The sequence below is a fragment of the Nostoc sp. 'Peltigera membranacea cyanobiont' 213 genome, assembly GCF_002245975.1.
Classification (GTDB): Bacteria; Cyanobacteriota; Cyanobacteriia; order Cyanobacteriales; family Nostocaceae; genus Nostoc.
On the sequence record NZ_NOLI01000123.1, the window covers coordinates 1 to 24,068 of the forward strand.

Consider the following 24,068-nt stretch of genomic DNA (forward strand, 5'->3'; position numbering starts at 1 on the left):
CATAGAAAAAACAGTTCGCAGTCAAGTATTAGAACTAGTCAGCCCAGAAATAGCCCTTTTTTTATCGAACAAAAAACAGGAACCAAAGTAGGTAAAACCAGGAAAATCAAAAGCCTAGTAGGGGAACTGAAATTAAAAGCCAAACAGCTTATGAGACTAGGTTTAAAGCCAAGAAGTCGTTTAAGTCCATTACTTCAAAAGTGCTGTTTAAGGCTATCAGCAAATGAATCATACCAAAAAGCAGAAATCGAGATTGAGGCATTAACAGGGGTGAAAGTTGGTCACACGACACAACAAAAACTAGTTCTCGAACAGGATTTTCAGCTACCATTTGCAAAACAAGCTGTGTCAGAAGTGAGTGTGGATGGGGGAAAAGTCCGACTTAGGGGACAACCGAAAGCAGGTTGTCACTGGCGAGACTATAAAACTGTTCGTCTACAAGGGATTTACTATGGTGCGTTTTTTGATGACAACCAGTCATTAGTTGATTATGTCAATAGCCAGCGTCTTGTTAATCCGTTAGTCTGCTTGGGTGATGGTCATGATGGTGTGTGGAATCTCGTCAAAGAGTTTGGTAAAAGTGAAAATTTTGAACGTTGGGAAATTTTAGATTGGTATCACCTCAAAGAAAATCTCTATAAAGTTGGCGGTTCTTTAAAGCGGCTAAAAGCTGCTGAAGCTCTGTTATGGCAAGGTCAGGTAGATAATACTCAAGCTTTATTTCTTCATTGCCGAGGTAAACAGGCGAAGAACTTCATTGCTTACAGCGCTTCCGGCTATTATGCAATACAGTTTTTTTCCTTGCCCTCTCCTATCAAAGCTTTCAGATTTGGGGATGTACCTCATAGCTGCCGTAAGTGCTGTATCTTGAAAAACATCGCTCTCGTATTGTCAACTATGCCTATTACCAGGCTGAACAACTCTGTTCTATTGGTTCTGGAGCAGTTGAATCTGCTATTAAACAAATTGGTGCGAGGATTAAAATTTCTGGCGCACAGTGGAATGTTGATAGTGTTAATCACATCCTCTCTATTCGTTGTGCTTATCTTAATGGTTTACTTGCTATTTGAGTGTTTCTGCCAAAAGTGGATGCTCCCTACTGCAAGTGCTTCAGGGTAAAAGCCACCTCATATTGTTAATCCAGAAGTTTGGCACAATTTTCCAAACCTGCAATGAGAACCATTATATTTCTTGAATATGCAAACTAAAGTTGTTAGCGATCGCCCCTTAACAAATACGCCTGCTGTTTCAGGTTTTACTCGATTTTGGGATAATGTTCAAACGATCGCAGGCCCTTACTGGTATCCAACAGATCCCAAGGGAAGGTCATTTTCAGAGGTGATTGGCTCATGGGGAATGCTCACTCTCCTCATCTTATTAATCTTTGGGCTTGTGGGCGTAACTGCCATTAATAGCTTTGTTGATCGCTATTTAATTGATGTCATAATTCAAGATAAAGATATTTCTAAGTTTTTCAAGGCGTTATCGCTTTACGGCATTGGACTGCTCTCGGTCACGCTCTTGACAGCATTTACTAAATTTGTCAGAAAAAAAATCGCCCTTGATTGGTATCAATCCATCAATAAGCAGATTTTAGAAAAATATTTGAGCAATCGCGCCTACTATAAAATCAATTTTATATCCGATATTGATAACCCAGATCAACGTCTATCCCAAGAAATCGAACCTATTACCAGGATTGCTCTCAATTTTGCAGCTACTTTTTTAGAAAAAGTCCTGGAAATGACAACTTTTTTAATAATTCTTTGGTCAATTTCCCAAATAGCCGCAGTTATTCTGCTTATTTATACGATTATAGGCAATTTGATTGCTGTTTACTTGAGTCGAGAATTAGATAAAATTACTCAAGACGAACTTGAATTTAAAGCCGACTACACTTATAGCCTAACTCATGTTCGGAATCATGCTGAATCGATAGCTTTTTTTCAGGGAGAAAACCAAGAATTAAATATAATTCAGCGCCGATTTAATAATCTCCTAAAAAATTCTGCAAGCAAGATTGACTGGGAGAGAAATAAAGACATTTTTAACAGAGGATATCGGTCTATTATCCAAATATTTCCGTTTTTAATATTTGCACCTGCATATATTCGCGGTGAAATTGATTTCGGACAAGTTAATCAAGCAGTTATCGCTTGCAGTATGTTTGCTAATGGTATCGCCACATTAATAGATGAATTTGGGACTTCGGGAAGATTTTCTAGCTACGTTGAGCGTTTATCTGAGTTTTCAGATGCTTTAGAAGAAGTAACTAAGCAACCCGAAAATATCAGTACTATTAAAANTAATAGAAGAAAACCGTCTCGCTTTTGAGGATGTCACCTTACAAACACCGAATTATGCCCAGGTAATCGTTGAAGATTTATCGTTGTCTGTTCAACCGGGAGAAGGTTTATTGATTGTCGGCCCTAGTGGTCGAGGTAAAAGTTCTCTATTGAGAGCGATCGCTGGTTTGTGGAATGCGGGAACTGGTCGTTTGGTGCGACCTCCTTTAGAAGAAGTCTTGTTTTTGCCTCAACGCCCGTATATAATTTTGGGAACTTTGCGTGAACAGTTACTCTATCCTAATACCAGTCGTCAAATGACCGACGCAGAACTCAAAGAAGTTTTGCAACAAGTTAACCTACAAAACTTACTGAGTCGAGTCGATGGCTTTGATACAGAAGTTCCTTGGGAAAATATATTATCGATAGGAGAACAACAACGTCTTGCTTTCGCACGACTGTTAGTTACTCATCCTAGCTTTACTATCTTAGATGAAGCAACTAGTGCTTTAGATTTGCAAAATGAAGGAAGCTTGTATCAACAATTACAAGACACGAAAACAACATTTATTAGTGTAGGACATCGGGAAAGTTTATTTGACTATCATCAATGGGTTTTAGAACTTTCGCAAGATTCTAGTTGGCAACTGGTGACTGTGCAGGATTATCGAAATCAAAAAGCAATAAATATTCAAAGCACGCCTAATAATGAGTCGCAAAATCAATAACAAGTATTGATGAAAGCAATCACAAGTGAAGGGTTTTCTCATAAGGAAATAAGTGAATTAACTAACTATTCCCTTAGTACTATTAGAAGTAAAGCAAGTAAAGGAGATTTTATTACTACTAGGGACGGATTGACGTACCGCTATGACAAGAACCCAAGTATGTTGAAATGGTTGAAAGTTTAGCGGTTAGATAATCTGTTCAGTCTGTTAAAGTATTGCCTGTGAAAGAATAGTTTTCTATTTTGATTTATAAAAATCGTCCTTGCTCAGAACCCCAGCTTTTTTAAAAAAGTCGGGGTTTTTGTTGTTCACTAATGATTTATGAATAGTGTGTATAGGAATCTGGTTTATTACTAAACATAATTATGTATGAAAGAAGTTAACGGCAAAGAAAACAAGCAAGAGTATGGGTAGGGCGAACGCACGGTATTTTTAAAACTGATGCTGGATACAGGATATTGACGAAAAAATAGGTTAATTCAAGAAACGCTGAAACCCTGCTATTAAAGGATTCTTATACTTTAGATGCGTTTGGTCTGAGAGTAGGGGCGGGTTTAAAAATGTTATTAATTACTAATGATGATCTCGGCGAACCCACCCCTACTTGTTCAATAATCAAATAAAATTGCTAGAGTTTGATATTGATTACTTAACTTGATAATTATTAAATAATTTTTTCTTAATTTTCTTAACTTTCTTAAGTACCTGACACTAATTATTTCTTAACTGGATTAACTAACCTTGAAAATATATTTAATTAATGATATATTTTTAGTTAGAAAAACAATTTACTGCCAGGAAAAATTTATGCCTAAAAACACAGTCAAAACAGGGAATGTTGTAGCGGTACCATTCTTTGCGCGTTTCTTGGAAGAGCAAGCTACTGAAGGAACAGAAGTCCCTTGGACTTACAAGTTTCCTTCAGATTTGGAAGATAAATAACTTATTTACTCTTCTACATCTGAAAGTACCTTGATGATCGAGGACGAGAAAACGTTGTGTTTACGACTCCAGTTACAAATGACGATCTGGAGAATATGGAAGGGCTGCGTTTTTGTCCGATGACCTTTCAAGAAAAGGTGCCCAAGGCGCTGGAGTTGCGGACAACTATTATTGGACATCGCGTATTTACTGCCGCAGTAGATTCTCAAACCTTAGAAGGATCTACTTACGACTGGCGCAAAGAGGGGAGAGCCTTAGTTAAAAATTGGCAACCCTACGACTTGCCAGAAGATATTGAGAAAAAACTGCTCAAACTGATGGCTTATTTTGGCTTAAACTATCGAGCAATTGATATTATTGTCACGCCGGATGGTTGCCATGTATTCCTCGAAGTTAACCCAGTCGGGGAATTTTTTGGGATGGAGATATATCCACCACACTACCCCATTTCGCAGGCGATCGCAGAAGTATTACTGACTAATAAAAATTAGGGAATTGAGCCTTGTGTATTTTTCTTGTCTTCTATTTTGAAAGGTGTTAGTGGCTTTTTATTATTAACTTTACTAATATTAAATCCTTTATTTAAAAGTAAAAATTATTGACATTTGGAGATTAAACCCTTGTGATAAACCTAGTAAATACACAAACAGTTTTAACATTTGATGGGGTAAATGATTATATAGATTTTGGCAGAAACGATATTGGCGGCGTTTTCGCTCAAGGGAGTTCAGCTTTTACGGTTTCAGGATGGGTAAATCCACATGAACTAACAAATAAAGCCACTAGTTACGGGACGCGGAATGTATTTTTTGCCCGTTCTTCAGAGAGATTCAGCGATAATTTTGAATTTGGCATCAGTGAAACAGGAAGCCTAGATGTCTACATTGATGAAAGTGTTAACAAAAATATCAAAACCTTTGGGCAAGGAGAATTAACTATAGGGCAATGGCACTTTGTTGCTATTGTTTTTAATAGTGGTCAGCTAACCGTATATCTTGACGATCGTCAATACAGCGATTCTCTCAGAGGTTCATCTTTAAACAAAGCTACAAGTTCTATAACTCTGGGAGCAACGTTACACAAACAAGTCTATTTCAAAGGACAATTAGCAAATATTAGCGTTTGGAATTCTCCCTGTACTCAAGCACAAATCCAGACTCATCGTTGTGGGCTAATAGTCGGGGATGAATCAGGATTAGTGGCTTACTGGAAATTAGACGATGGGCAAGGTACAACTGTCAAAAACCAAGCTGGAAAGTCCTATCAAGGAAATTTTCGTGGTAATCCTATTTGGACTTTAGCAGAAATTCCATTTGCAACACAATCATCAAATCCAGTTCCATTTGCAGCAGAATTATCCAATCAAGAAGATATTCAACTTGAAGAGATCCAAACTGAGACAGCAGTTATTCCTGAAGAAAATATCTCACCACTAACCACAAGTTTATTAGCAGCAACGGTATCGTTAGTAAGCGACGACGAAAACCAACCAAAGGAAATTCAACAGACACAAACAAACAGCGAAGAATCCGAGATTATTCCAACTGCTCGCGCTCTCGAGCCACATGACGAAGAAACCAAAGCAGACCAAACTGAAGATCCCGTCAATATCCAACAAGCACAAATATTAACTCAGGAGGAATCGCCAGAAACTATGAATACAGAAGCCCGTCCCAAATATAAAATACTTTCCATTGATGGAGGCGGTATTCGAGGCATTATTCCTGCATTACTCCTATCAGAAATTGAAAGGCGGACGCAAAAGCCTATATTCAGTTTGTTTGATTTAATTACTGGGACTTCCAGTGGTGGAATTTTAGCACTTGGACTAACTAAACCCCGATTAAGTTCTGATGTATCTGATAACTTGCCAGTAGCTGAATACACTGGTGAGGATCTCCTACAGTTCTTTCTTGAGTATGGGGTAGAAATATTTTATGAGCCGTTGTTTGAAAGACTACTTGGCCCATTAGAGGATATATTTCTCCAGCCTAAATATCCTTCCGAAAGCAAAGAAGAAATTTTCAGGAAATATTTTGGTAACGCCCTTATAGAAAATAATCTCAAAGAAGTTTTTGTAACGAGTTACGATATCGAGCAGCGAATTCCGATATTTTTTACAAACAAACTAGAAAAACAGCAAATAGAATCTAAGAATTTTCAGAAGTTATGTGGGGGTTTTTCGCTCCTAGATGCAGCATTGGCAACTAGTGCCACTCCGACTTATTTTGCTCCTCACCGGATTGTAAACCCCCACAATAGCGGCATCGCCTATACTTTAATCGATGGTGGAGTATTTGCTAATAATCCAGCCCATTTAGCTATTTTAGAAGCACAAATTAGTAGTAAACAAAAAGCTCAAAAACTCCTCAATACAGAAGATATTTTAGTAGTTTCTTTAGGTACAGGTTCGCTGACGAGTGTCTACCCTTATAAAGAAGTCAAAAATTGGGGACTCTTGCAATGGGGAAGACCGCTTTTAAATATTATGTTTGACGGTAGTAGTGAAGTGGTAGCCGGAGAATTAGAACAGTTGTTTGAACCTAGCGAAAAAGAAGCTCAAAGTTTTTATTATCGCTTTCAAACATTGTTAGATAGCGAACTAGAAGAAATAGATAATACCAAACTCCAAAATACTCGTCAGCTACAAGCTATAGCCCATCGATTAATATCTAACAAAAGTCAACAAATCGATGAACTGTGTAGTCTTTTGTTGGGCTAAATCAGATTCCTTACATCTTGCATTAGTTAGCTGGTGCAAGATGTAAGATTTTTAATTTCTTCACAAAAGGAATTAGTAATGACTCTCTTATACCAATTCACTTAAATTACGAAACAGATGTAAACCCCGAAAGGGAAGTATCTCTAAGTTTTTTAATTGCGTTAGCGGAGCGGGGCGTTAGCCCATTGCGAATTGGTATTAGTCATGTTTTCACTTTATAAGGATTGTAGGTAAGTACAATGGATGAACTCGTCAAAAAAATTTCTGGTTTAGGTCTTCCTGGCATACTTTTCGTGATTGCAACTGGTGCATCAGGGGGTAATGTCGCCGCCGTTGTCGCTATGCTTTCAACGCTGGGCGGGCCTTTAGGACTCTTAGGAGGTTTAGGGTTGCTTGGGCTGGTAGCCATTCTAGGGGAATATATAGCGGGATTTGGAATTGAAAACATTCTCAAGCTCGTCTATACAGAACGTAGCAAAACTGAATCTGTCAGATTTCTTCTCAAAGAAATTCAAGAATTGCCCATTTCAGATGAGTTAAAGCTCAAACTGAAACATCATATTAGCCCAGTAGTCGTCACTGAGCCTGACCAAGACCCTTTTCCGAGAACAGTCGAAATTGTTGATGAGGAACCATCGATCTAGTACCGTAAGACAAAAGTCAAAAAGCTTATAATACAAGCTTTTGAACTTATCTAAAAGGAAAAATGGCCTTTGAGTCTAACCTGATTCTCAAAGGCCATTTCAAAGTTTCTGTGTAATTAGTAACGGCTACATTTTTAGAATATGCAAACTCCATCTGTGCGTGAGGAAAATACAATAAATCCTTTTTCAGCCTTGATTCAATTTTGGCAGGATGTGAAAGTAGTTGCTGGTCCTTATTGGTATCCAACAAAAGCAGAAGGAAGAGCATTTTCAGATGTGATTCGCTCATGGGGAATGCTGATTTTCTTAGTATTATTAATAGTCGTGATTGTTGGTGCAAATGCGGCAAATAGTTACTGGAATCGCTATGTAATTGATATTGTTATTGAACAGAGAAACCTTGATAAATATAATGGTACTTTATGGCTGTCCAGTCTCATTATTGTCGGGATGGTCTTATTAGTAACTCTTTTGAGATATGTCAAAAAAAAAGTAATTCTTGACTGGTATAAATGGCTCAATCTTCATGTTTTAGAAAAATATTTAAGCAATCAAGCTTATTATAAAATCAATTTTAAATCTGATATAGATAATCCAGATCAACGCTTATCCCAAGAAATAGAACCCATTACTAGTATTGGCTTGAGATTCTCATCTTCTTTACTAGAAAAATCTTTAGAAATGGGAAGTTCTTTGATAATTCTCTGGACAGTTTCTTCACAAATCGCAATTTATTTAGTTATTTATACAATTATAGGTAATTTAATAGCTGTTTACTTGAATCGAGGAATAAATAAAGTTAATCAAGAAGAACTTGCATTTAAAGCAGATTTTGCTTATTGCTTAACTCATGTTCGTAATCACGCTGAATCAATCGCTTTTTTTCAGGGAGAAGATGAAGAATTAAATATAATTCAGCGTCGATTTAATAATGTTTTAAAAACTGCTGAACGTAGGGTGAATTTAGAGAGGGGACAAGACGCTTTTGGTAGAGCATATCAGTCTGCTATTAGCGTATTCTCGATGTTTATTCTTACACCTCTGTTTCTTCAGGATCAAATTGATTATGGACAAATTAACCAAGCTAGTTTTGCTTGCTTTATGTTTTCTAATGCTCTTGGAGAACTAATATCTGAGTTTGGGATTTCGGGGCGATTTTCTGGTTATGTAAAGCGTTTAGCAGAGTTCTCAGATGCGCTACAGGCTGCTAGTAAACAACCAGAAAACGTCAGCACTATTAAAATTATAGAAGATGAACGTTTAGCTTTTGAGAATGTCACTTTACAAACACCAAATTATGAACAGGTGATCGTTGAAGATTTATCGTTGTCTGTTCAACCGGGAGAAGGTTTATTGATTGTCGGTCCCAGTGGTCGAGGTAAAAGTTCTCTGTTGCGAGCGATCGCTGGTTTGTGGAATGCGGGAACTGGTCGTCTCGTGCGTCCTTCCCTAAAAGAAGTATTATTCTTACCCCAACGCCCTTATATCATTTTAGGGACTTTGCGCCAACAGTTGCTTTATCCTCACACAAACAGGGAAATGAGCGACAAAGAACTTGAACACATTTTGCAACAAGTTAACCTGCAACACTTACTTACCCGCGTAGATGGCTTTGATACTGAAGTTCCTTGGGAAAATATATTGTCTTTAGGAGAACAACAACGCCTCGCTTTTGCCCGGCTATTAATTACACATCCTAGTTTCACTATCTTAGATGAAGCAACGAGTGCTTTAGATTTAAATAACGAGGGTAATTTATATCAACAGTTACAATCAACGAAAACAACTTTTATCAGCGTTGGTCATAGAGAAAGCTTATTTAATTATCATCAATGGGTTTTGGAATTGTCACAAGATTCCAGTTGGCAACTTCTTCGTGTACAGGATTATCAGTTGCAAAAAGGAAAACAAACTGGCATAAACAATCTTGAAAAGCACGAAATCACAATAGATGTTACACCCAATAGTAAATCCAAGAGACAACCAGAAAGATTTACAGAGATAGGCACAGTTGTAGGGCTTTCTCATAAAGAAATGCAAGCATTAACGGACTCTAGTATTAACACCATCAGAAGCAAGGCTAGCCTTGGCAAGCCTATTACTACTAAAGATGGCTTCACCTACCGCTATGAGAAAGACCCGGAGGTGTTGAAATGGATAAGAACTTAACGATTTCAGGAGAAACATGAGTAATAGCAACCTTTCTGATATAGAAATAGAAATTTTACTATTGGGTAAATGGCGTTTTAATACGTTTTCAGAAAAAATCACTATTGAATTTAAAGATGATATGACTTATGAGCAAACTAGGGTTCAAATATTGCTTTTCTCCAAGCCAAAGGAACTAATAACAGGTAATAAATTTACTGGGGTATGGTATGTCAGCAAAGAAAAATTATATTTAAATGTTAAAAATATGCCGAAATCATTTTTTAATTTCCAGATACCATTAGCTTTTAAGATTTCTATTGCAGATATCATAGCTACTTTAGGCTCTGTGTTTATGCCAGAAATTTATGAAGTTATTACAATTAATACTTCGAAATTTGTCATAAAGGATAAAGAGCAATCAATTATAGGGACAAAAATAAATAAGAACCCAAGTTTTGGATTATAAAACTTGGTTGTGTTGCATAAAGTAAAACTAGAATTTTCTCGTTAAGTCTCTCAATATGGTTGTCAACCTTTTTTAGGCAGGCAGGAGCTACAGATGGACACCCCATTATCTGCTTATTAGGAGCCAAAAACGCAAAACAATAGTCATGATGAAGAAGCGATCGCTTAATACTTGCATCTGTGCAACAGATTATGCTGGGGCATCTGCCCGAAAAAGAGATTTGTACACAATTAATAAATTCTTACAATTTGGGACTCGTATTTCCCATCGATTTGGTGTACCTTGTTAATTCTGTGCAATTTATTTATACCTAACTTCTCCCAAATTTACTCAGACAAATTTTAAGCCAATGCCTTCGAGAGAACAGCCCATGAAAACTTCTAATGAGATACACACTAAGAAAATCATCAAAAAATCCGATAAGCTCACCCTGAGACAGATGAAATTAATCGAAGAAGCAGAAGACCAACTTCAAGAAGCTAATACTGTCAATTCATCAACCCCTGTGGTTGAGGAGAAACCAGTAGCGATTTCAGAGCCTAGAGTTCCTGACTATGTTCCATTTCTTGACAATCCTCCAGTACAATCTGTGGGTAATTCCGGCTGGCAGGTTTCTGATGTCTGGCGGGATATTCGGGTGGATGATTTCTGTAGTTAATTTAAAGCAGGCAATTTGTATTCCCAGACGGTTGACCATCAAGGCGCTTGCATTTATCCACGATCCGAATCTTAGGGATTGAGGGACAGGCATCAAGCAAGGGAGAAAAGTTTTCCCGAAGGCATACTTGTGCAGCCTGCCCCTCAATACTTCGTTAAACCACGCCCTATGGCAACTGCCTGAGCAACTTTTGTAAACTATCTTTGCACCAAGTCAAAGTTATAGTTGCATCGTGCTTATAATAACTTACGGCTAACTATAACTGAAAGTTAGCACCCTGTAAGTGTGTATCGCTAGATTAGGCATCAGAGGCGATACCAAAGACAAGCAAAATTTATCGGCAACGCAATAGTTTCTATGGTTCTTGGCAACTTTTGGTGATCTCACTTGGGGGAAGGCAGAGGGCAGAAGGCAGAAGTCGGAAGTCAGAAAGATATAATTGAGATACTTCAAACTTTACTCCATCAAACATTTGAGGGATAAGCCTCAGCAAGTCCTATGTCGGTGCTAACTCACTTATTACCAGATTCAACCAATCTGAAACTTGAGAATTGCCTTCTTGACAAGATAAAAACTCAGATAAATTTGATTGTTTCCGCAATCAGTAGAGTAGTTAACTGTCCAGTTTGTAATCAACCAACTCACCGAATTCATAGCCGCTACGAACGTAAGTTAACAGACCTGCCCTGGGCTGATTACAGCATTACCCTACAGTTACGGGTGCGAAAGTTTTTTTGCATTAACACTTTATGTAAACGACGCATCTTTACCGAAAGGCTGACAAGTGTAACCGCACCTTGGGCGCGAAGGACTCTGCGTTTAGGGCAACGACTGAGCGCAATTGGTTTATCTCTGGGCGGTGCAGCAGGGATAAGACTCTCAGAGCAATTGGGGGTAACAACTTCTCGCAATACACTATTAAATTTAGTCCGCTCCATCCCACTACCACCAATCGTAACGCCACATACTCTTGGGGTAGATGATTTCTGTTTTCGTAAATGTAAAACTTACGGCACAGCACTAATTGACCTGGAGCGCAGACGACCAATTGCGCTACTAAAAGATGCTAAGGCTGAAACCTTGGCAGAATGGTTAAAAACTCACCCTGGTGTCAAAGTCGTTTCACGAGATCGGTCAAAAACTTATGAAAGTGGTATTCGTCAAGGCGCACCAGATGGTAGAAATTCTAGATGAACAGATACCAGAGTGTGAAGGTAGAAGTAACCCGCGAGTTGTAAAAAAACTAGAGCTAAATTTCCTTCCAAGAAACCCATACATAAGGGATCTGGGGCTAAAATTGAAACACTCAAATTCTCTGTATATAACACTGCTTAGAGCTTAACCGAACCGTATTGTGATATCTGTGCAAAGTGATCAGCAATTGTAATTTTGGGCTTGAGTTTCACGCTTTTCTTGGGCAATATTGTTACTTTTACAATGACATTACCATCAATGCCCCATTGCTTATCCTTCATACCACACGCGATCGCTGCCTTTATCCTTTATTTAGTATCTATGTACTATACTTAGATGCGTTTGCCCTGAGCTACGGAGGAGATTAACGCAGACCTGTTGTTGCGTAGTCAAACAATATGTGCCTTGTTCGTAACTCATTCAGTTTTTGTACAAACTGGATTATAAATTTACGGACAAGTCTACTGGCAGTAAACATCAGCGTTCTGCGTTGATTAAGATAAAAGATGGAAGTTCATCATAAAATCATGAGCATCATTAGCAATATCATGCCACTCATTAACAGCTACATTAAGATTTGCAATTGTCAGTACCATGTCAGTATTGGTATTATTTAACGTGTTAATATTAGAAATTGTTTTATCTAATTCGGTGTTAATAGTTCCCCACACATCTTCCAATTTCACAATCAATGGTAATGTTTTTTGTACTTCATCTAATAATTTAGTGGTGATATCAAGTAAAGATGTCATCTGACAGATAAACTCATCGAAAATACCTAAAGTATTTTTGCCGAAAGTGACGATAGATTGACGTGCTTTAGCTAAAAGTTCCTGAGTTGATTCTAACTCTGTCTTATGTTTTTGAAGCACATCTACATATTTAAACAATCCATTGTAAGTCTTTCGAACATTAGCCTTGTAATTAGTATTAATTTGTTGTAACCCATTTAATAATTGACAAATATTTTCCCAATCTGGTGTATCCAAGCCAAGAAGTTGAATAACAGACCCAAAATGTACTTCTGCTTTTTTTCCATAATCATATAAATCTCCTGCCAATTGATAAACTGCTGCCAAAGTATTATCAATAAAACTATGGGTTAAGTCATTTATATCCTGTAAAATTTGATAAGGATTGTTAATTGAGGGAACGTTGGTTAAAATTTCGGAGAGAATTGAATTTTTTGAGAGAATTGAATCTAACAGACTCCTTAAATTATTAAGTAATGATTGAATGGATTGCCATTCTGACAAAGAGATTAGTATTTTATTATCGTCTTTGAATGGAGTAGGAGCAAAAAGAATGTTGGCTAAGTTATTGTCAGTCATATCTTTTCAGTTTTAGAGGATATTTTAAAAGTCCTCTGGTGGGTAGTAAAAAATTTTAGATCCCCCTAAATCCCCCTAGAAAAGGGGACTTGAATTCTGGTTCCCCCCTTTTCTAGGGAGGCTAGAGGGGATCAAAAAGTGCCAAAAATTATTACTAACCACTTTTTAAACAACCTCTTAGTTATCAATCAGTCTTCAATCCAGATTTTAGGACGTTGTCTTGAATTTTTATTAATGAGGTAGCTCAGAGATTATTATTTCTAAACTACCTCATTGCCTTAAGTTGAGTGAATCAATTAGTTAGTGAGTGTTGAAGATAAGCCCGAAAGAGCTTGAGCTTTGACCTCATCTGAAGCTTGCTCGATCCCGACTATATGAAAGTTCATCATATAGTCATGGGCATCATTAGCAACATCATGCCACTCATTAACAGCAGTCGTGAGATTAGCCGTTGTTACTACAACATCTGGTTTGGTATCACTATCAGTATTGATATTGGTAATAGCTTTATCCAATTCAACGTAAATTGTATTCCAAGCATCTTGGATCTTCGTTATTAAGGGTAGCGTGCTACTAATATCTTGTTGCAAATTTCGATTAGTTTTTACTGTGGTCGTCATTTGTGCTGTGTTTCGGTTAATTGTTTCAATCTTAACGGTTTTGTCATGGATAACGGCTAGAGACTGATTGATAATCCCTTGTTGTTGACGAATATCTGTCTTGCGGTCTATTGATATAGTTATAGCAACAATCGAACCAATTGGCCATACCCATGCGTAGTACACAATATTTTTGATATCTTGTTGATCCTTAAGGATTGTTGTCTGTGCCGCATCAATCTTATCCTTTTCACCTTGAATGTCATTGTTTAATTGCTTAACTTCTCCACCATTAGCATAAATAATCTCATTCTCTGCTTTAACAGCATCTTTTAAAGGATTTTGCTGTGAGGCAATATGTTCACCATAATCCTTAGTCTGGTCATAAACATCTTTGGCGTTGCCTCGATAATTAGTCGTTGTATCACGTAACTTACCCAATAAATTCTGAATGGAATCCCAATGAGGAGTATCAGCATCAAGCAATTTTACGACAGTTTGGAAATAAACCTGTGCTTGTTTTCCATAGCCATACAGATCGCCAGCAAGATTATAAGATTTCGGTAATGTTCTGTCATGGAAACTCACAGCACTTTCATGAAGTTCTTGATAAATTGATAGTACGGTTTCATAAGGCATTTTATCCTTAGTGATTGGCAAATTAATAAAATCATTAAGAGATAACTGAATCAGATGCCAATCAGCAGGCGTTAACAATGGCTTATTATTTTCTTTAAAAGTATCTGGGGTAAAAATGATACTGGCTAATCCCTTGTCAACCATGATTTTTCTCCTTGTATAAAATAGGTTAGATTGATGTTTTATGTGGACGAGATAAATTTAATCTCTGACTAGGAAAGGTTTTCTAAAATTTACCTTTCATGGGAAAGTTTATGAGCAATCTTGATTAATTCCCAAGAGACACCTTAAAATTTTTCATTGCATCTTGAAATTTTCCTTGTAACTGCTTCCATGAACCCGTTTTAAAGGAAATGTACTCTTCACCGCTTGTTTTTGAATCCCAGTGGCTTATATTTGTTTTCAATGAATCAATAATTTGTGCCATACGACTCCAGTAGGCAGTGCCACCGTATTGAGTTTCACTGGTACTCCAAATCTGTGAATTGAGATTTTTAATCACTTGAAGTTGATCATTTTTTTCTTGATCATTGGTATCAATTTCAGCAAACATTGCTTTCTGATTTGTGATTGCATCCGACCAAGTATTTTGATGACTAACCAGATCATTCTGAATAACGTCAAGTAATTTATTTCGAGTTTGCTTGGACAAGGGATTTGCCAACAAAGTTCTCACATTTGTTGAGAACTTAGAAATAAGGTCGTAGCTGTTCCCAAAATTACTGCTTAAATCTTGACTAATTTGATCTAAATAAGCTTTCAGCTTAGGTCTCAATGGCTCATCATTAAGTTTCCCGAGATAGGCGTAAGCATCTGCTAATTTATAACGGATGGTACTTGGAATAACATTGTCAGGAGGAGCAATATTATCTTTTGTTTCAGCCCATAATTGTTGAGGAATCAGGGTCAAATTTGGCATTTCAGGAATTTCTTTTTGTACCAACTCCAAATCTTGACCAGAACTTAAATCATTATTGGCTTTAGCTACTTTGGCTAGAATTTGTTCCATTTGGCTTTTAATCTGATTAAACTTGTCTTGTTCATCAGCAAATTGAGATGGATGATTTAGAGCATAAGTAACTGACTCCAATATGGTTTTAGCTCGCAGGTAGATAGCATTCATATCTTGTCTGAGTGCTTCTACTACTCCAACATTAATAAAATTGCGAGTTTGGGGAGGTTTTTGGAGAACTGAATAAGGGGTAAGGATTGCATAAAGAGGCATTCCACCATCTTTCACACGATCTGGAAATCCATTAGCCGCTGCTATTAGATTCTCGACTGTACCACCGTCTTTTAGCTCATCACTTGCACCTGAGACACCAGATTCTTGTAAAAGGACTTGAAGTTGAACACCTGAGTATTTAGAGGCATTTTGAATATCCATTGAGAATTTACCCCCAATAGAAAAAGCTTTCGCGTCATAGTTAGCTTCTAAGCTGGTAGAGATTTGCTCTTTAACTTCTCTACTATTAGTTTGCATTTCTAACAAGGAGAGAAAAGAACCACCACTAATGACTCCTGAGACATAGTAATCGCCATATTTCTGATAAAATTGGTCAGCATTGAGATTACACTCATGTTCATCAAGAAAAAATTTACTGACTACTTTTTCAGAATTCTGCACAAAGGAATTAATTAGAAAATAGATGCTGTAAGAAGTCACTGTAAGTGACTTGATGAATTTTCCTGTAGCAGTAGCACTAAACGCTCCGTAACTTCCGCTAACTGAAGTAGATATATCAAGACTATTACTTAATTCCTCATTGCTCTCTATGCGTCGAATTTGACTGTTATAAGTTTGAGAAGACGCAGTAACAGTGTTCCAAGATAAGTCAGCCTGGGTAGCACCAGCTTTTCCTTTTACCTTTTGTGTTAGGGAATCATAACCTATACCAGCTTCCATCCCAGTAATCCAAGGAACAATAATGATTCCCCCTTGTTGTATGTCGGAAAAAGCTGATCTATCCTCATCAATTACCTGTAGCATAAAATTATATTCCTCTTAATTTGACAAATTAATTAAATTTCAAAAGTCCCCTTGTCTGTAGGAATACCCTGTCCGCTTCTGAATGTACCAACTTCAACTTGATCCTCAGAAATATGATTGAATTCTGCATAGTTTCTTTTTGCATCTTGCGTGAATCTTCCTGTCTCATCATGGGATGAATGCTCAGTTGTCTGTCTTCGATAGTAAGTTTTTGGTGGCAACGTACCAGAACTCATTTTTTGTACTAAGTAAGGCATGATAGACTACTCCTTTTCCATTTCGATGTTTATACCCTTAAAACAGTCTCAAAAATCTATTACTGAATTTTTCGAGTTAGCTATAATGCTGTAAAGCAAAATGTTTTGTATCTCTGCTGTTGAAGTGTAGTTTTTGCAAAAGTTTCGTAGATCAGGCACATCTGTAACCCTTACAAAGCTGTATATTCGTGCAAAAACAGTATCCTTCAGTAGAGTTTGTTTTGCTATTGCTGCGCCATCGTTGCAACAAAGCAGCTCGATATCTGCGGTGCGGCTAACCTAACGACACAGAGCAAATTCTATCCAAACAAATGGACAGATACCCCTGAATTTAGTCTCATGCTTTTTAATTTAATAATGTGTACCTATGGACTGATAAAAATAATACTTAGTATGAGCATTGCTATCATACTGTTGAAAACAGTTAATTATCAGGTTGTGTAGGCTGAATCAAGTATATCCTAAGATAGATGTATGTCAACTATTTTAGAAGTACATATACTGAACTTAACAAATACTCGATTTTATCGATAGCCTCACGTAACAGCGTTCGATTTTTCTGCCGGAAACCGCCACAACAAGCGTAATCGAGCAAGCGATGAAGGAGCTAAACATTAGATATTATCAGGGATTATTTGACCCACTAGTAACGCTTTGGGCGTTTTTAAGTCAAATTTTAGATAGTGATAAAAGTTGTCATAATACAGTGAGTAAAATCATTGCTTATTTGGCTGGTCTGGGAGTAGGCGAAAATTGGTGTGGTATTTAGTTTAGCGACGGGAGCCGCTGTTGCTCTATGTATCGATGTTCTGAACACTCATGATATTAAACTCGCTCGTCAACTCTACCAGTTTGTTAATCATGGAGATATCCTTTTAGGAGATAGAGCATTTTGCGCTTACGCCGATATAGTCGCTATTAAAAAATTAATGTACTACTTACCGTACTCCTCCATTACGCCTATCACTGCAAGGTACTCGCCATCTCGCCATCATTTAAATAACTTTATTCCCGAATTGTTAGTCGCAACTTCAACTAAACGTCTTCAAATTTATCGCACGTTACTTAAAATTATTGCTCATAAGACTGTTCCCGAACGCCCAAGTCGTAGTGAACCACGAGTCCGTAAACGTCGCCCCAAAATTTACCCCTTGATGACCAAACCCCGGCACGAATTATGCAAACAATTGCAAACTGCTTAATTGATAAGCGTTTCGGCTTTTCTTAGTGCCATTCGACTCTAAATCAATGCTTTGAGAGACTAGAATTGTTGGACTTTTTTATCTACTTACAACTGTAGGCATAAGTTGAGCAAATTGCTTGGTTTATGCTTTCAAAGCGGGTTGCTCAATTTATGGGTTCTTGGCAACTTTCGGTGATCTTGGTTGGGGGAAGGCAGAGGGCAGGAGGCTCAGTTGGCTTTTATGGAATTCTGATTCCTGTCCTCTGCCACGAACGAAGGGAGTAAGAGTTGAAGTCCCACACCCAAAATCTCTGCCACAGGTATCTTGCAATCAGTGTATGTCTGTTCGCGGAGCGTCTCGTTGGCGCAGCCTCTCGTAGAGAAGAGAAGCCTACACTGATTGCAAACCTTCTGCCTTCTGTCCTCAGCAAGAACTGCCTTCTTCACTTAAAGCTATTTAACAGTGAATCCTGCTCTAAAAACAAAGATTTTTTCCTTTAATTCCAAAGTAGAACTTAACGTATAACTAACGTGACAGTAGTAACTAAATTCTTTCCATTTATTGCTCTCTTGAAACTTTCCTTTTCCACGGATGCCTTTAAAATCATTAGAAACATAGTAGCTTCTTGTTGTGTCATCCAAGTAAATAATTTTATCTACTTTTTTATTTGCAGCGCTTAAATACATTTCTTTTAATCTAGCTGTAATATGTGATTTACAGACAAGAACGCCAAAAGTTTTTGGTTCCAATGGAGCATCGTCAAACTCCGATGGAGGAGTAAGAACTGCATTTCCTGGTTCACAAAGCCATAACATATTTATTATTAAATTTAAACTTGACATCCAATATAAAAAACTTTTGGGATACTTAAATTTTCTTTTCACTTTAAAAACAGATTTTTTAAATAAGGTAACAACGGTATTTTTAATGAACAATCCCACTATTATATAAGCCAAAGATTTGTGTCATCCACTTTCAATTTTCTGGCTAAACTGTGTTACTCCCTAGCTTAATTCTGCACATCTCCTTCTATTTTGTCAAAATAAGAGTATTTCCAGTGGGATTAATACTGAGCAGAATATTATCATATTTTTCTGTTAACCAAAATACAATAAAACTAGTTAATCCAAAGCCAATTACAGAATTCCAGCCTAAAGAAATGTTCATGAACAATTTTTGAATAACTCCCATAATAAAAACTATTAGAAATAAGCCACCGAGTAGCTTTCCTAGTATTAAAAAAAATTGGTCGCAACCAGAGCATCAAGTAAAATATTACTGCTATAAAAAATTTTTGTGCTTTCCAACCTTTACTCATGAATAAACTCCTTTATTTCCTGAAGATAGGGAAAAGTTAAAAGATATAAATCTTTTATTTAAAACACTTATTACTGTGGTTTATTACTCGACTGAACTTGATTAGCTTTTATGAGAAAATTGCATACTTGAAAATCTCTGTTGTTACAAATTTTTAATCGTTTAGGAAGTTGGGGAAATTGAGTATTTGTCTGCCGTATTTAGAACTAAGAATTACCTTAATTTAACTAGCTCTGACATCAAATATCAAGTAAATATATTTAGCTTTTCTTTAAAAATGTTCATAATAAATACTACCGATTGAAAGCTGACAAAAAAGTACTAATGTGATAATAAAGTTTATTTGTTTATTTTTTTAGATAGATTGACAGCTATCCTTTTTTAAGGAAGGGAATTTACTGGTTGCATCACCTCTTCCGCTTCCACTCAATCTTGTACTCTCGTTCCATTGCCCCCAATATCCTCGCCTGTAACCTTGCTGCAATTTCTCACCCAATCAAACCTAGATGGCGATGGAAAACTTCAACAGCATTCGCTACACCATCCTCAGCCCTGATTTTCTCACCTAACTCTTGTGCTTTCTTCCGCATCACCTCATCGCCCAGTACGATTTCAATCGCTGCCGCTAGAGTTTCTTCTGATACCTTGTGGTACGGTATCGGCGCAGGGCTGACTCCCAACCGAGTTAGCTTTTCACCCCAAACTGGCTGATCTGCAAAAAAGGGTACGGTAACTGATGGTGTCCCCGCACGTAACACTGCCGCCGTTGTACTAGCTCCTCCGTGATGTACTACTGCTGGCACTTGAGGAAATAACCAATCATGAGGAACTTCCTTGATCACGAACACTCGTAGCGAATCTTTTACATTCACTGTTCTTCCAATGTCACCCCAGCCAGATAATATAATCCCGCCTTGACGGGTTTTCTTTAAAGCTTCCACAATATAGTGTGTGAGATATTCTGGATTGGGCATTGTCATACTGCCAAATCCAAAACACAAAGGTAATTTCTTTCGTCCAAGGAAATCCTCTAGTTCCAGGGGTGGTTCGTATTCCGAGGCTTGGTCGATAAACCAGAAACCTGTCACATACGCCCATGCAGGCCAGTCACGGGGTCTTGGGATGACGTGCGAACTAAATCCATACAATATAGGGATTCGTGATACATTCGCCGGAGTCTTCTGTCTGAAGCGTCTGCCCAAATATGGCAAGGGTGGCAATTTTAACGTTTCTGTTCTGAAGTGATTGAGCAGTGGACGATATCTTTGCCAGTGCAAAAACTCTACTAGCAAGTAGCTACCATAGTTTATCGCTTTCTTTAGCGGGTTTTTAGTTATTTGAGCAAATCTCAAAAACCCAAACATCCCTGTAGGACTCAACGGCAGAACTGATGCAAAAAAGCAAGGTACGCCTAATTTCTCTGCGATATGATATCCAAAGGTAGCTAACGGCGTGTAGATAATTACCTCACTTCCCTGACACGCACTCCAAGCTGATTCCAACTGTTGAAGTAAAAGCTTATCTGCCTCTTCTTTTTTCAACTTTTCTCCCGCAATCAATCGCTGCCCTTGTTTCGATTGCAGAAACTCTTCCATATTGCCAGCGATCGCTGCAAACTTTAAATCGAACTTCCTCACAAATGGTTCAAAGTTCTCATGCGTTGCAACCGTTACTTCATGCCCAGCACGTTTCAAGCCAATAGCCAAAGCGCAGTATGGTTGCAAGTCTCCCCTTGAACCTACTGTTAGGATCGTAATCTTCAGTTTTCGGCTTGGTGCTATAGGTAGACTTTGGCTCAAATGCTTTTTCAAAAATGAAAACTCCAGTATTCAAAAATTGTACTAATTTCCTGTGCCTCTGGGCGATAAACCAATACAGTTTAGATCAGCCCGTTTTTTCGTAACTGGTCAAAACAATTCACGCATGATCAATCTCATGAAATGGTCAAGGGAATCCCGTTATCTTTGGGTTTTAAATTGAGAATAAATGGAACAGCTTTCAACACCCAATCGGACACGGGTGTATAATTAGCAGCTTCTTCTCCAAAGCTAATAGAAAGCATATCTGTATGAATAATACCTGGATTGAGGGGTATAGCTGCCATACCAGTTGGCAATTCTTGTGCCAAAGAACGAGTTAATCCTTCTATTGCCCACTTAGAAGCGCAGTATGGTGCAACTTGGGCTGAAGTCGAACGTCCCCAGCCAGAACTAAAGTTGACAATAATGCCCCGTTTGTTTTTTACCATTGCTGGTACGAAATGGCGAATTATATTTGCTACTCCTTTGATATTAATATCTATTAGAACCGAAAATTCTTCAGAAGGTATTTCCCACAAAGGTGCTGGGTAATTAGTAATTGCCGCATTATTTATCACTATATCCGGCGGTTCATACTTGTTCAGTATATGTTCTGCCCATTTTTCTACAAGCTGTTCATTTGCTACATCTACAGATGTGAAATCATTGGGCGCACTAAACTTTTGGCGTATTTTATCGATTGCATCTGATGAACGGGCGCAACCAATAACAGTAAGCTCCAGTCCAGTGATCCGATCTGCTACATCTGCCAAAGCTGTGAGCATGATAATTGGTACGTCTGATTGTTTCCGTAATTCTTGACAGACACCATAACCATCTAGTTTTGGCATCATTACATCCAGAACTATTAAATCAGGGGTCAACAGGCGAAAAGCTGACAAAGCTTCTTCACCATCACTAGCTGTAACTACACTGTAGCCAATCATCTCAAGACGCGTTTGTAAAATCCTGCGGATGCTGGCTTCGTCATCTACTACTAAGATTGTGCCTTTATCACTTGGTAAGTTTCTCAACGCTGTTCCTCCACAGCGAGAACTCTTAACCCTTTATTATCTGCTCATTAGGAGTCAAAACCGCAAAACAATCTTGAGTTACAGTCATGAGGAAAGAAGCGATGCCTGCGGCGAGCTACGCTTACGCTTAATGCTTGCATCTGTGCAACAGATTATGCTGGGGCATCTGCCCGAAAAAGAGATTTATATCGAAAAAGATAAATTCTTACAATTTGGGACTCGTATTTTCCATAGTTTTGCAGTAGAGTGTTTATTCTGTGCAAATTATTTATACCTAACTTCTCCCAAATTTACCCATCCAAATTTTGAGCCAATGCCTTCGAGGGAACAGCCAATGAAAACTTCTAATGATATAGATACCAAGAAGATCATCAAAAAATCTGATAAGCTTACCCTGAGACAGATGAAGCTAATCGAGGAGGCAGAAGACAAACTTATTGAAGCTAATACTGTCCATTCTTCAGCCCCTGTGGTTGAGGATAAACCAGTAATTACTCCTGAGCCTAGAATTCCTGACTATGTTCCATTCCTTGACAATCCTCCAGTACAATCTGTGGGCAATTCCGGCTGGCAGGTTTCTGATGTCTGGCGGGATATTCGGGTGGATGATTTTTGTGGGTGATACTCCTGAATAGGTAAAAAAAATACGTTCGTCTTATAGTGTACGTACTGTCACAAACAGGAGTTGCTCTTTGGTAAAGAAGCCTACCAAATAATCAACGGTAGCATTAAAGTTGAGTGCGTAGACGTTTAGGCGGCAAGGCGATTGTTTTGAATTTCTCATACGTCAAAAGCATCACAAAGATGGTTTCGGACACAATCATGCAGGTGGCTGTTTCATCGGTAAATTGGGGGTTGAACTGAAAGCCAAGTTTTGTGAAAAACTCGATCGATTGCTGGAGATATTTGACGGGTAGGTTGACGAAAATTTGAGTACTCATGGTTTCTCCTGGTGTAGTTAGTTGTTGGTCAGTGGTCAGTGGCTATTTAACCTGAGTTCAGGTTAAGCCAGAAGCTAAAAAGCTTATTCTGTCAGGATTGAATAAAACTGGAATTGATCAAAGCAGGGATAAAAGTGGAATCATTTTGTCAATAAGGTTCACAAATGAAACTAATCTCAGCAATATGTCTTATTGACAATAGATGAAAACAGAGCTTTAGACAGAACAACGATAATTCAAGGCTTTTGAGGATTTCTTATCCCGAACTCAGGTTATTTACAAAGGACAAAGGACAGATGTTGGTATAAGCTCAGATGGGAATGGCACGCTTGTTAATTGCAAAGCCCTGATATAACAAGATTTTGAGTGTGGGGAGTGTGCGGGGTAAGACTTCTTCCCCGTCCTCCCACACCTCCTACACCTCCCACACCCTGCCAGCAAGGAGGTTTCAGCTTTTCAAGCGTGCCATTCGGCTCAGATGGTTTGTTCGCAGTTGATCATCCACGGTGTCCCAAACTGATCGGTCAACATACCAAAGCGCGATGACCAGAACGTTTGCGCGATCGCCATCTTCACCTTGCCGTTTTCTGCTAGAGCGTGAAAAAGCCGTTCTGCCTCAGCGATTTCAGGAACGCTAATTTGTACGTAGAAACCTTGCGGGGTTTCAAAGTATCCTGGTGGGCAGTCAGATCCCATCAGGAGGCGATCATCTAGTTCAAGGCAAGCGTGCATGATTTTGTCCTGCCATTCCGGTGAGACATTTTCGGCAGAAGGTGCTTCTTTGTGTGTCATCATCATAGTTATCTTCCCACCCAGACATTGTTCATAGAACTTGAACGCTGCCTCACAGTTGCCGTTGAACATCAGGTAAGAATTGAGTTGCATTGATTTCTCCTTTTGTAATCGATTCTGCGTTTTGATGAGCGGATCGTTCGCATATAAACATCATTTGCACGGTTGCTGATGACCAAAGAGGCAGGGGAGCAGGGAGCAGGGAGCAAGGGAGAAAGATACTGGAGTTCCCCTGCCACAAGGGTTGCAAGCCCATAAATTTATTTATGCTCCAAGTAAAAACATTTATTTCGATAGCGCCGGCGGCAAGCGAGTCCGCGAGCGTCGACGCGAAGCGCGAGAAATAATACGTCCTTGTTCCAAGCCCCTAAATTTATTTATGGGGTTCTCCCCCC

Annotated in this window: 18 protein-coding genes and 4 pseudogenes; 13 read left to right on the forward strand and 9 right to left on the reverse strand. The window is 38.3% G+C overall.

What is annotated here, in order from left to right; all coding sequences use genetic code 11:
- Position 1: 1 nt before the first annotated feature.
- From CDG77_RS25660 to CDG77_RS25705, 10 genes and pseudogenes are all read left to right on the forward strand, one after another.
- A pseudogene (locus CDG77_RS25660) lies at positions 2-1,070 on the forward strand (ISKra4 family transposase).
- A gap of 127 nt (positions 1,071-1,197) precedes the next feature.
- A pseudogene (locus tag CDG77_RS25665) lies at positions 1,198-3,196 on the forward strand (ABC transporter ATP-binding protein/permease).
- Between the two features lie 558 nt (positions 3,197-3,754).
- Positions 3,755-3,955, forward strand: a complete 201-nt coding sequence (locus tag CDG77_RS25670) for a microviridin/marinostatin family tricyclic proteinase inhibitor (RefSeq protein WP_223269978.1) — start codon at positions 3,755-3,757, stop codon at positions 3,953-3,955.
- 32 nt (positions 3,956-3,987) lie between these two features.
- Positions 3,988-4,446, forward strand: a pseudogene (locus CDG77_RS25675) (MvdD family ATP-grasp ribosomal peptide maturase); the annotation flags it as partial.
- Positions 4,447-4,577: 131 nt separating this feature from the next.
- Positions 4,578-6,677, forward strand: a complete 2,100-nt coding sequence (locus tag CDG77_RS25680; RefSeq protein ID WP_094332161.1) for a patatin-like phospholipase family protein — start codon at positions 4,578-4,580, stop codon at positions 6,675-6,677.
- 239 nt (positions 6,678-6,916) lie between these two features.
- Positions 6,917-7,321: a hypothetical protein gene (locus CDG77_RS25685; protein ID WP_094332162.1), complete on the forward strand. Its 405-nt coding sequence runs from the start codon at positions 6,917-6,919 to the stop codon at positions 7,319-7,321.
- A 141-nt stretch (positions 7,322-7,462) separates the two neighbouring features.
- The gene (locus CDG77_RS25690; protein ID WP_094332163.1) at positions 7,463-9,490 is read left to right on the forward strand and encodes an ABC transporter ATP-binding protein/permease; all 2,028 of its coding nucleotides are present in this window, start codon (positions 7,463-7,465) and stop codon (positions 9,488-9,490) included.
- A gap of 16 nt (positions 9,491-9,506) precedes the next feature.
- Positions 9,507-9,938: a hypothetical protein gene (locus tag CDG77_RS25695; RefSeq protein ID WP_094332164.1), complete on the forward strand. Its 432-nt coding sequence runs from the start codon at positions 9,507-9,509 to the stop codon at positions 9,936-9,938.
- A 370-nt stretch (positions 9,939-10,308) separates the two neighbouring features.
- Entirely contained in the window at positions 10,309-10,596 is a 288-nt protein-coding gene (locus tag CDG77_RS25700) for a hypothetical protein (protein ID WP_094332165.1), read from the forward strand.
- Between the two features lie 498 nt (positions 10,597-11,094).
- Positions 11,095-11,772 (forward strand): annotated as a pseudogene (locus tag CDG77_RS25705) (ISL3 family transposase); the annotation flags it as partial.
- A gap of 512 nt (positions 11,773-12,284) precedes the next feature.
- Here CDG77_RS25705 and CDG77_RS25710 read toward each other — a convergent pair.
- From CDG77_RS25710 to CDG77_RS25725, 4 genes are all read right to left on the reverse strand, one after another.
- Positions 12,285-13,121 (reverse strand): hypothetical protein, encoded by an 837-nt coding sequence (locus tag CDG77_RS25710; RefSeq protein WP_094332166.1) that lies wholly within the window; start codon positions 13,119-13,121, stop codon positions 12,285-12,287.
- A 296-nt stretch (positions 13,122-13,417) separates the two neighbouring features.
- Positions 13,418-14,503 carry an HBL/NHE enterotoxin family protein gene (locus tag CDG77_RS25715; RefSeq protein ID WP_094332167.1) on the reverse strand — a complete coding sequence of 362 codons (1,086 nt, stop codon included), beginning with the start codon at positions 14,501-14,503 and terminating at the stop codon, positions 13,418-13,420.
- A gap of 124 nt (positions 14,504-14,627) precedes the next feature.
- Entirely contained in the window at positions 14,628-16,349 is a 1,722-nt protein-coding gene (locus CDG77_RS25720) for a hypothetical protein (RefSeq protein ID WP_094332168.1), read from the reverse strand.
- A 32-nt stretch (positions 16,350-16,381) separates the two neighbouring features.
- Positions 16,382-16,606, reverse strand: a complete 225-nt coding sequence (locus tag CDG77_RS25725; protein WP_094332169.1) for a hypothetical protein — start codon at positions 16,604-16,606, stop codon at positions 16,382-16,384.
- A 598-nt stretch (positions 16,607-17,204) separates the two neighbouring features.
- On the opposite strand from CDG77_RS25725, the gene CDG77_RS36825 reads away from it, so the two are divergent.
- Positions 17,205-17,375 (forward strand): hypothetical protein, encoded by a 171-nt coding sequence (locus CDG77_RS36825; RefSeq protein ID WP_190234064.1) that lies wholly within the window; start codon positions 17,205-17,207, stop codon positions 17,373-17,375.
- The gene (locus CDG77_RS25730; protein ID WP_094332170.1) at positions 17,365-17,808 is read left to right on the forward strand and encodes a hypothetical protein; all 444 of its coding nucleotides are present in this window, start codon (positions 17,365-17,367) and stop codon (positions 17,806-17,808) included. The genes CDG77_RS36825 and CDG77_RS25730 overlap by 11 nt, the downstream gene beginning before the upstream one ends.
- Positions 17,809-18,242: 434 nt before the next feature.
- Here the strand turns inward: CDG77_RS25730 and CDG77_RS25740 are convergent, their stop codons facing one another.
- From CDG77_RS25740 to CDG77_RS25750, 3 genes are all read right to left on the reverse strand, one after another.
- Entirely contained in the window at positions 18,243-18,746 is a 504-nt protein-coding gene (locus tag CDG77_RS25740; RefSeq protein WP_143857091.1) for a hypothetical protein, read from the reverse strand.
- 849 nt (positions 18,747-19,595) lie between these two features.
- The gene (locus CDG77_RS25745) at positions 19,596-20,918 is read right to left on the reverse strand and encodes a glycosyltransferase (RefSeq protein WP_143857092.1); all 1,323 of its coding nucleotides are present in this window, start codon (positions 20,916-20,918) and stop codon (positions 19,596-19,598) included.
- 122 nt (positions 20,919-21,040) lie between these two features.
- Positions 21,041-21,940 carry an SDR family NAD(P)-dependent oxidoreductase gene (locus CDG77_RS25750; protein WP_223269980.1) on the reverse strand — a complete coding sequence of 300 codons (900 nt, stop codon included), beginning with the start codon at positions 21,938-21,940 and terminating at the stop codon, positions 21,041-21,043.
- A gap of 334 nt (positions 21,941-22,274) precedes the next feature.
- On the opposite strand from CDG77_RS25750, the gene CDG77_RS39185 reads away from it, so the two are divergent.
- Positions 22,275-22,562 (forward strand): hypothetical protein, encoded by a 288-nt coding sequence (locus tag CDG77_RS39185; RefSeq protein WP_094332176.1) that lies wholly within the window; start codon positions 22,275-22,277, stop codon positions 22,560-22,562.
- 106 nt (positions 22,563-22,668) lie between these two features.
- On the opposite strand, the gene CDG77_RS25760 is transcribed toward CDG77_RS39185, so the two are convergent.
- Positions 22,669-22,881, reverse strand: coding sequence for a VOC family protein (locus CDG77_RS25760; RefSeq protein ID WP_219852033.1), 213 nt, complete (start codon positions 22,879-22,881; stop codon positions 22,669-22,671).
- 474 nt (positions 22,882-23,355) lie between these two features.
- Positions 23,356-23,766 (reverse strand): VOC family protein, encoded by a 411-nt coding sequence (locus CDG77_RS25765; protein WP_094332174.1) that lies wholly within the window; start codon positions 23,764-23,766, stop codon positions 23,356-23,358.
- Positions 23,767-24,068: the final 302 nt, after the last annotated feature.

Coding starts and splice junctions, on each gene's coding strand:
- CDG77_RS25685 (WP_094332162.1), top strand. CDS start 6,917: ATGGATGAACTCGTCAAAAAAATTTCTGGTTTAGGTCTTCCTGGCATA.
- CDG77_RS25690 (WP_094332163.1), top strand. CDS start 7,463: ATGCAAACTCCATCTGTGCGTGAGGAAAATACAATAAATCCTTTTTCA.
- CDG77_RS25695 (WP_094332164.1), top strand. CDS start 9,507: ATGAGTAATAGCAACCTTTCTGATATAGAAATAGAAATTTTACTATTG.
- CDG77_RS25700 (WP_094332165.1), top strand. CDS start 10,309: ATGAAAACTTCTAATGAGATACACACTAAGAAAATCATCAAAAAATCC.
- CDG77_RS25710 (WP_094332166.1), bottom strand. CDS start 13,121: ATGACTGACAATAACTTAGCCAACATTCTTTTTGCTCCTACTCCATTC.
- CDG77_RS25715 (WP_094332167.1), bottom strand. CDS start 14,503: ATGGTTGACAAGGGATTAGCCAGTATCATTTTTACCCCAGATACTTTT.
- CDG77_RS25720 (WP_094332168.1), bottom strand. CDS start 16,349: ATGCTACAGGTAATTGATGAGGATAGATCAGCTTTTTCCGACATACAA.
- CDG77_RS25725 (WP_094332169.1), bottom strand. CDS start 16,606: ATGCCTTACTTAGTACAAAAAATGAGTTCTGGTACGTTGCCACCAAAA.
- CDG77_RS36825 (WP_190234064.1), top strand. CDS start 17,205: ATGAAGGAGCTAAACATTAGATATTATCAGGGATTATTTGACCCACTA.
- CDG77_RS39185 (WP_094332176.1), top strand. CDS start 22,275: ATGAAAACTTCTAATGATATAGATACCAAGAAGATCATCAAAAAATCT.
- CDG77_RS25760 (WP_219852033.1), bottom strand. CDS start 22,881: ATGAGTACTCAAATTTTCGTCAACCTACCCGTCAAATATCTCCAGCAA.
- CDG77_RS25765 (WP_094332174.1), bottom strand. CDS start 23,766: ATGCAACTCAATTCTTACCTGATGTTCAACGGCAACTGTGAGGCAGCG.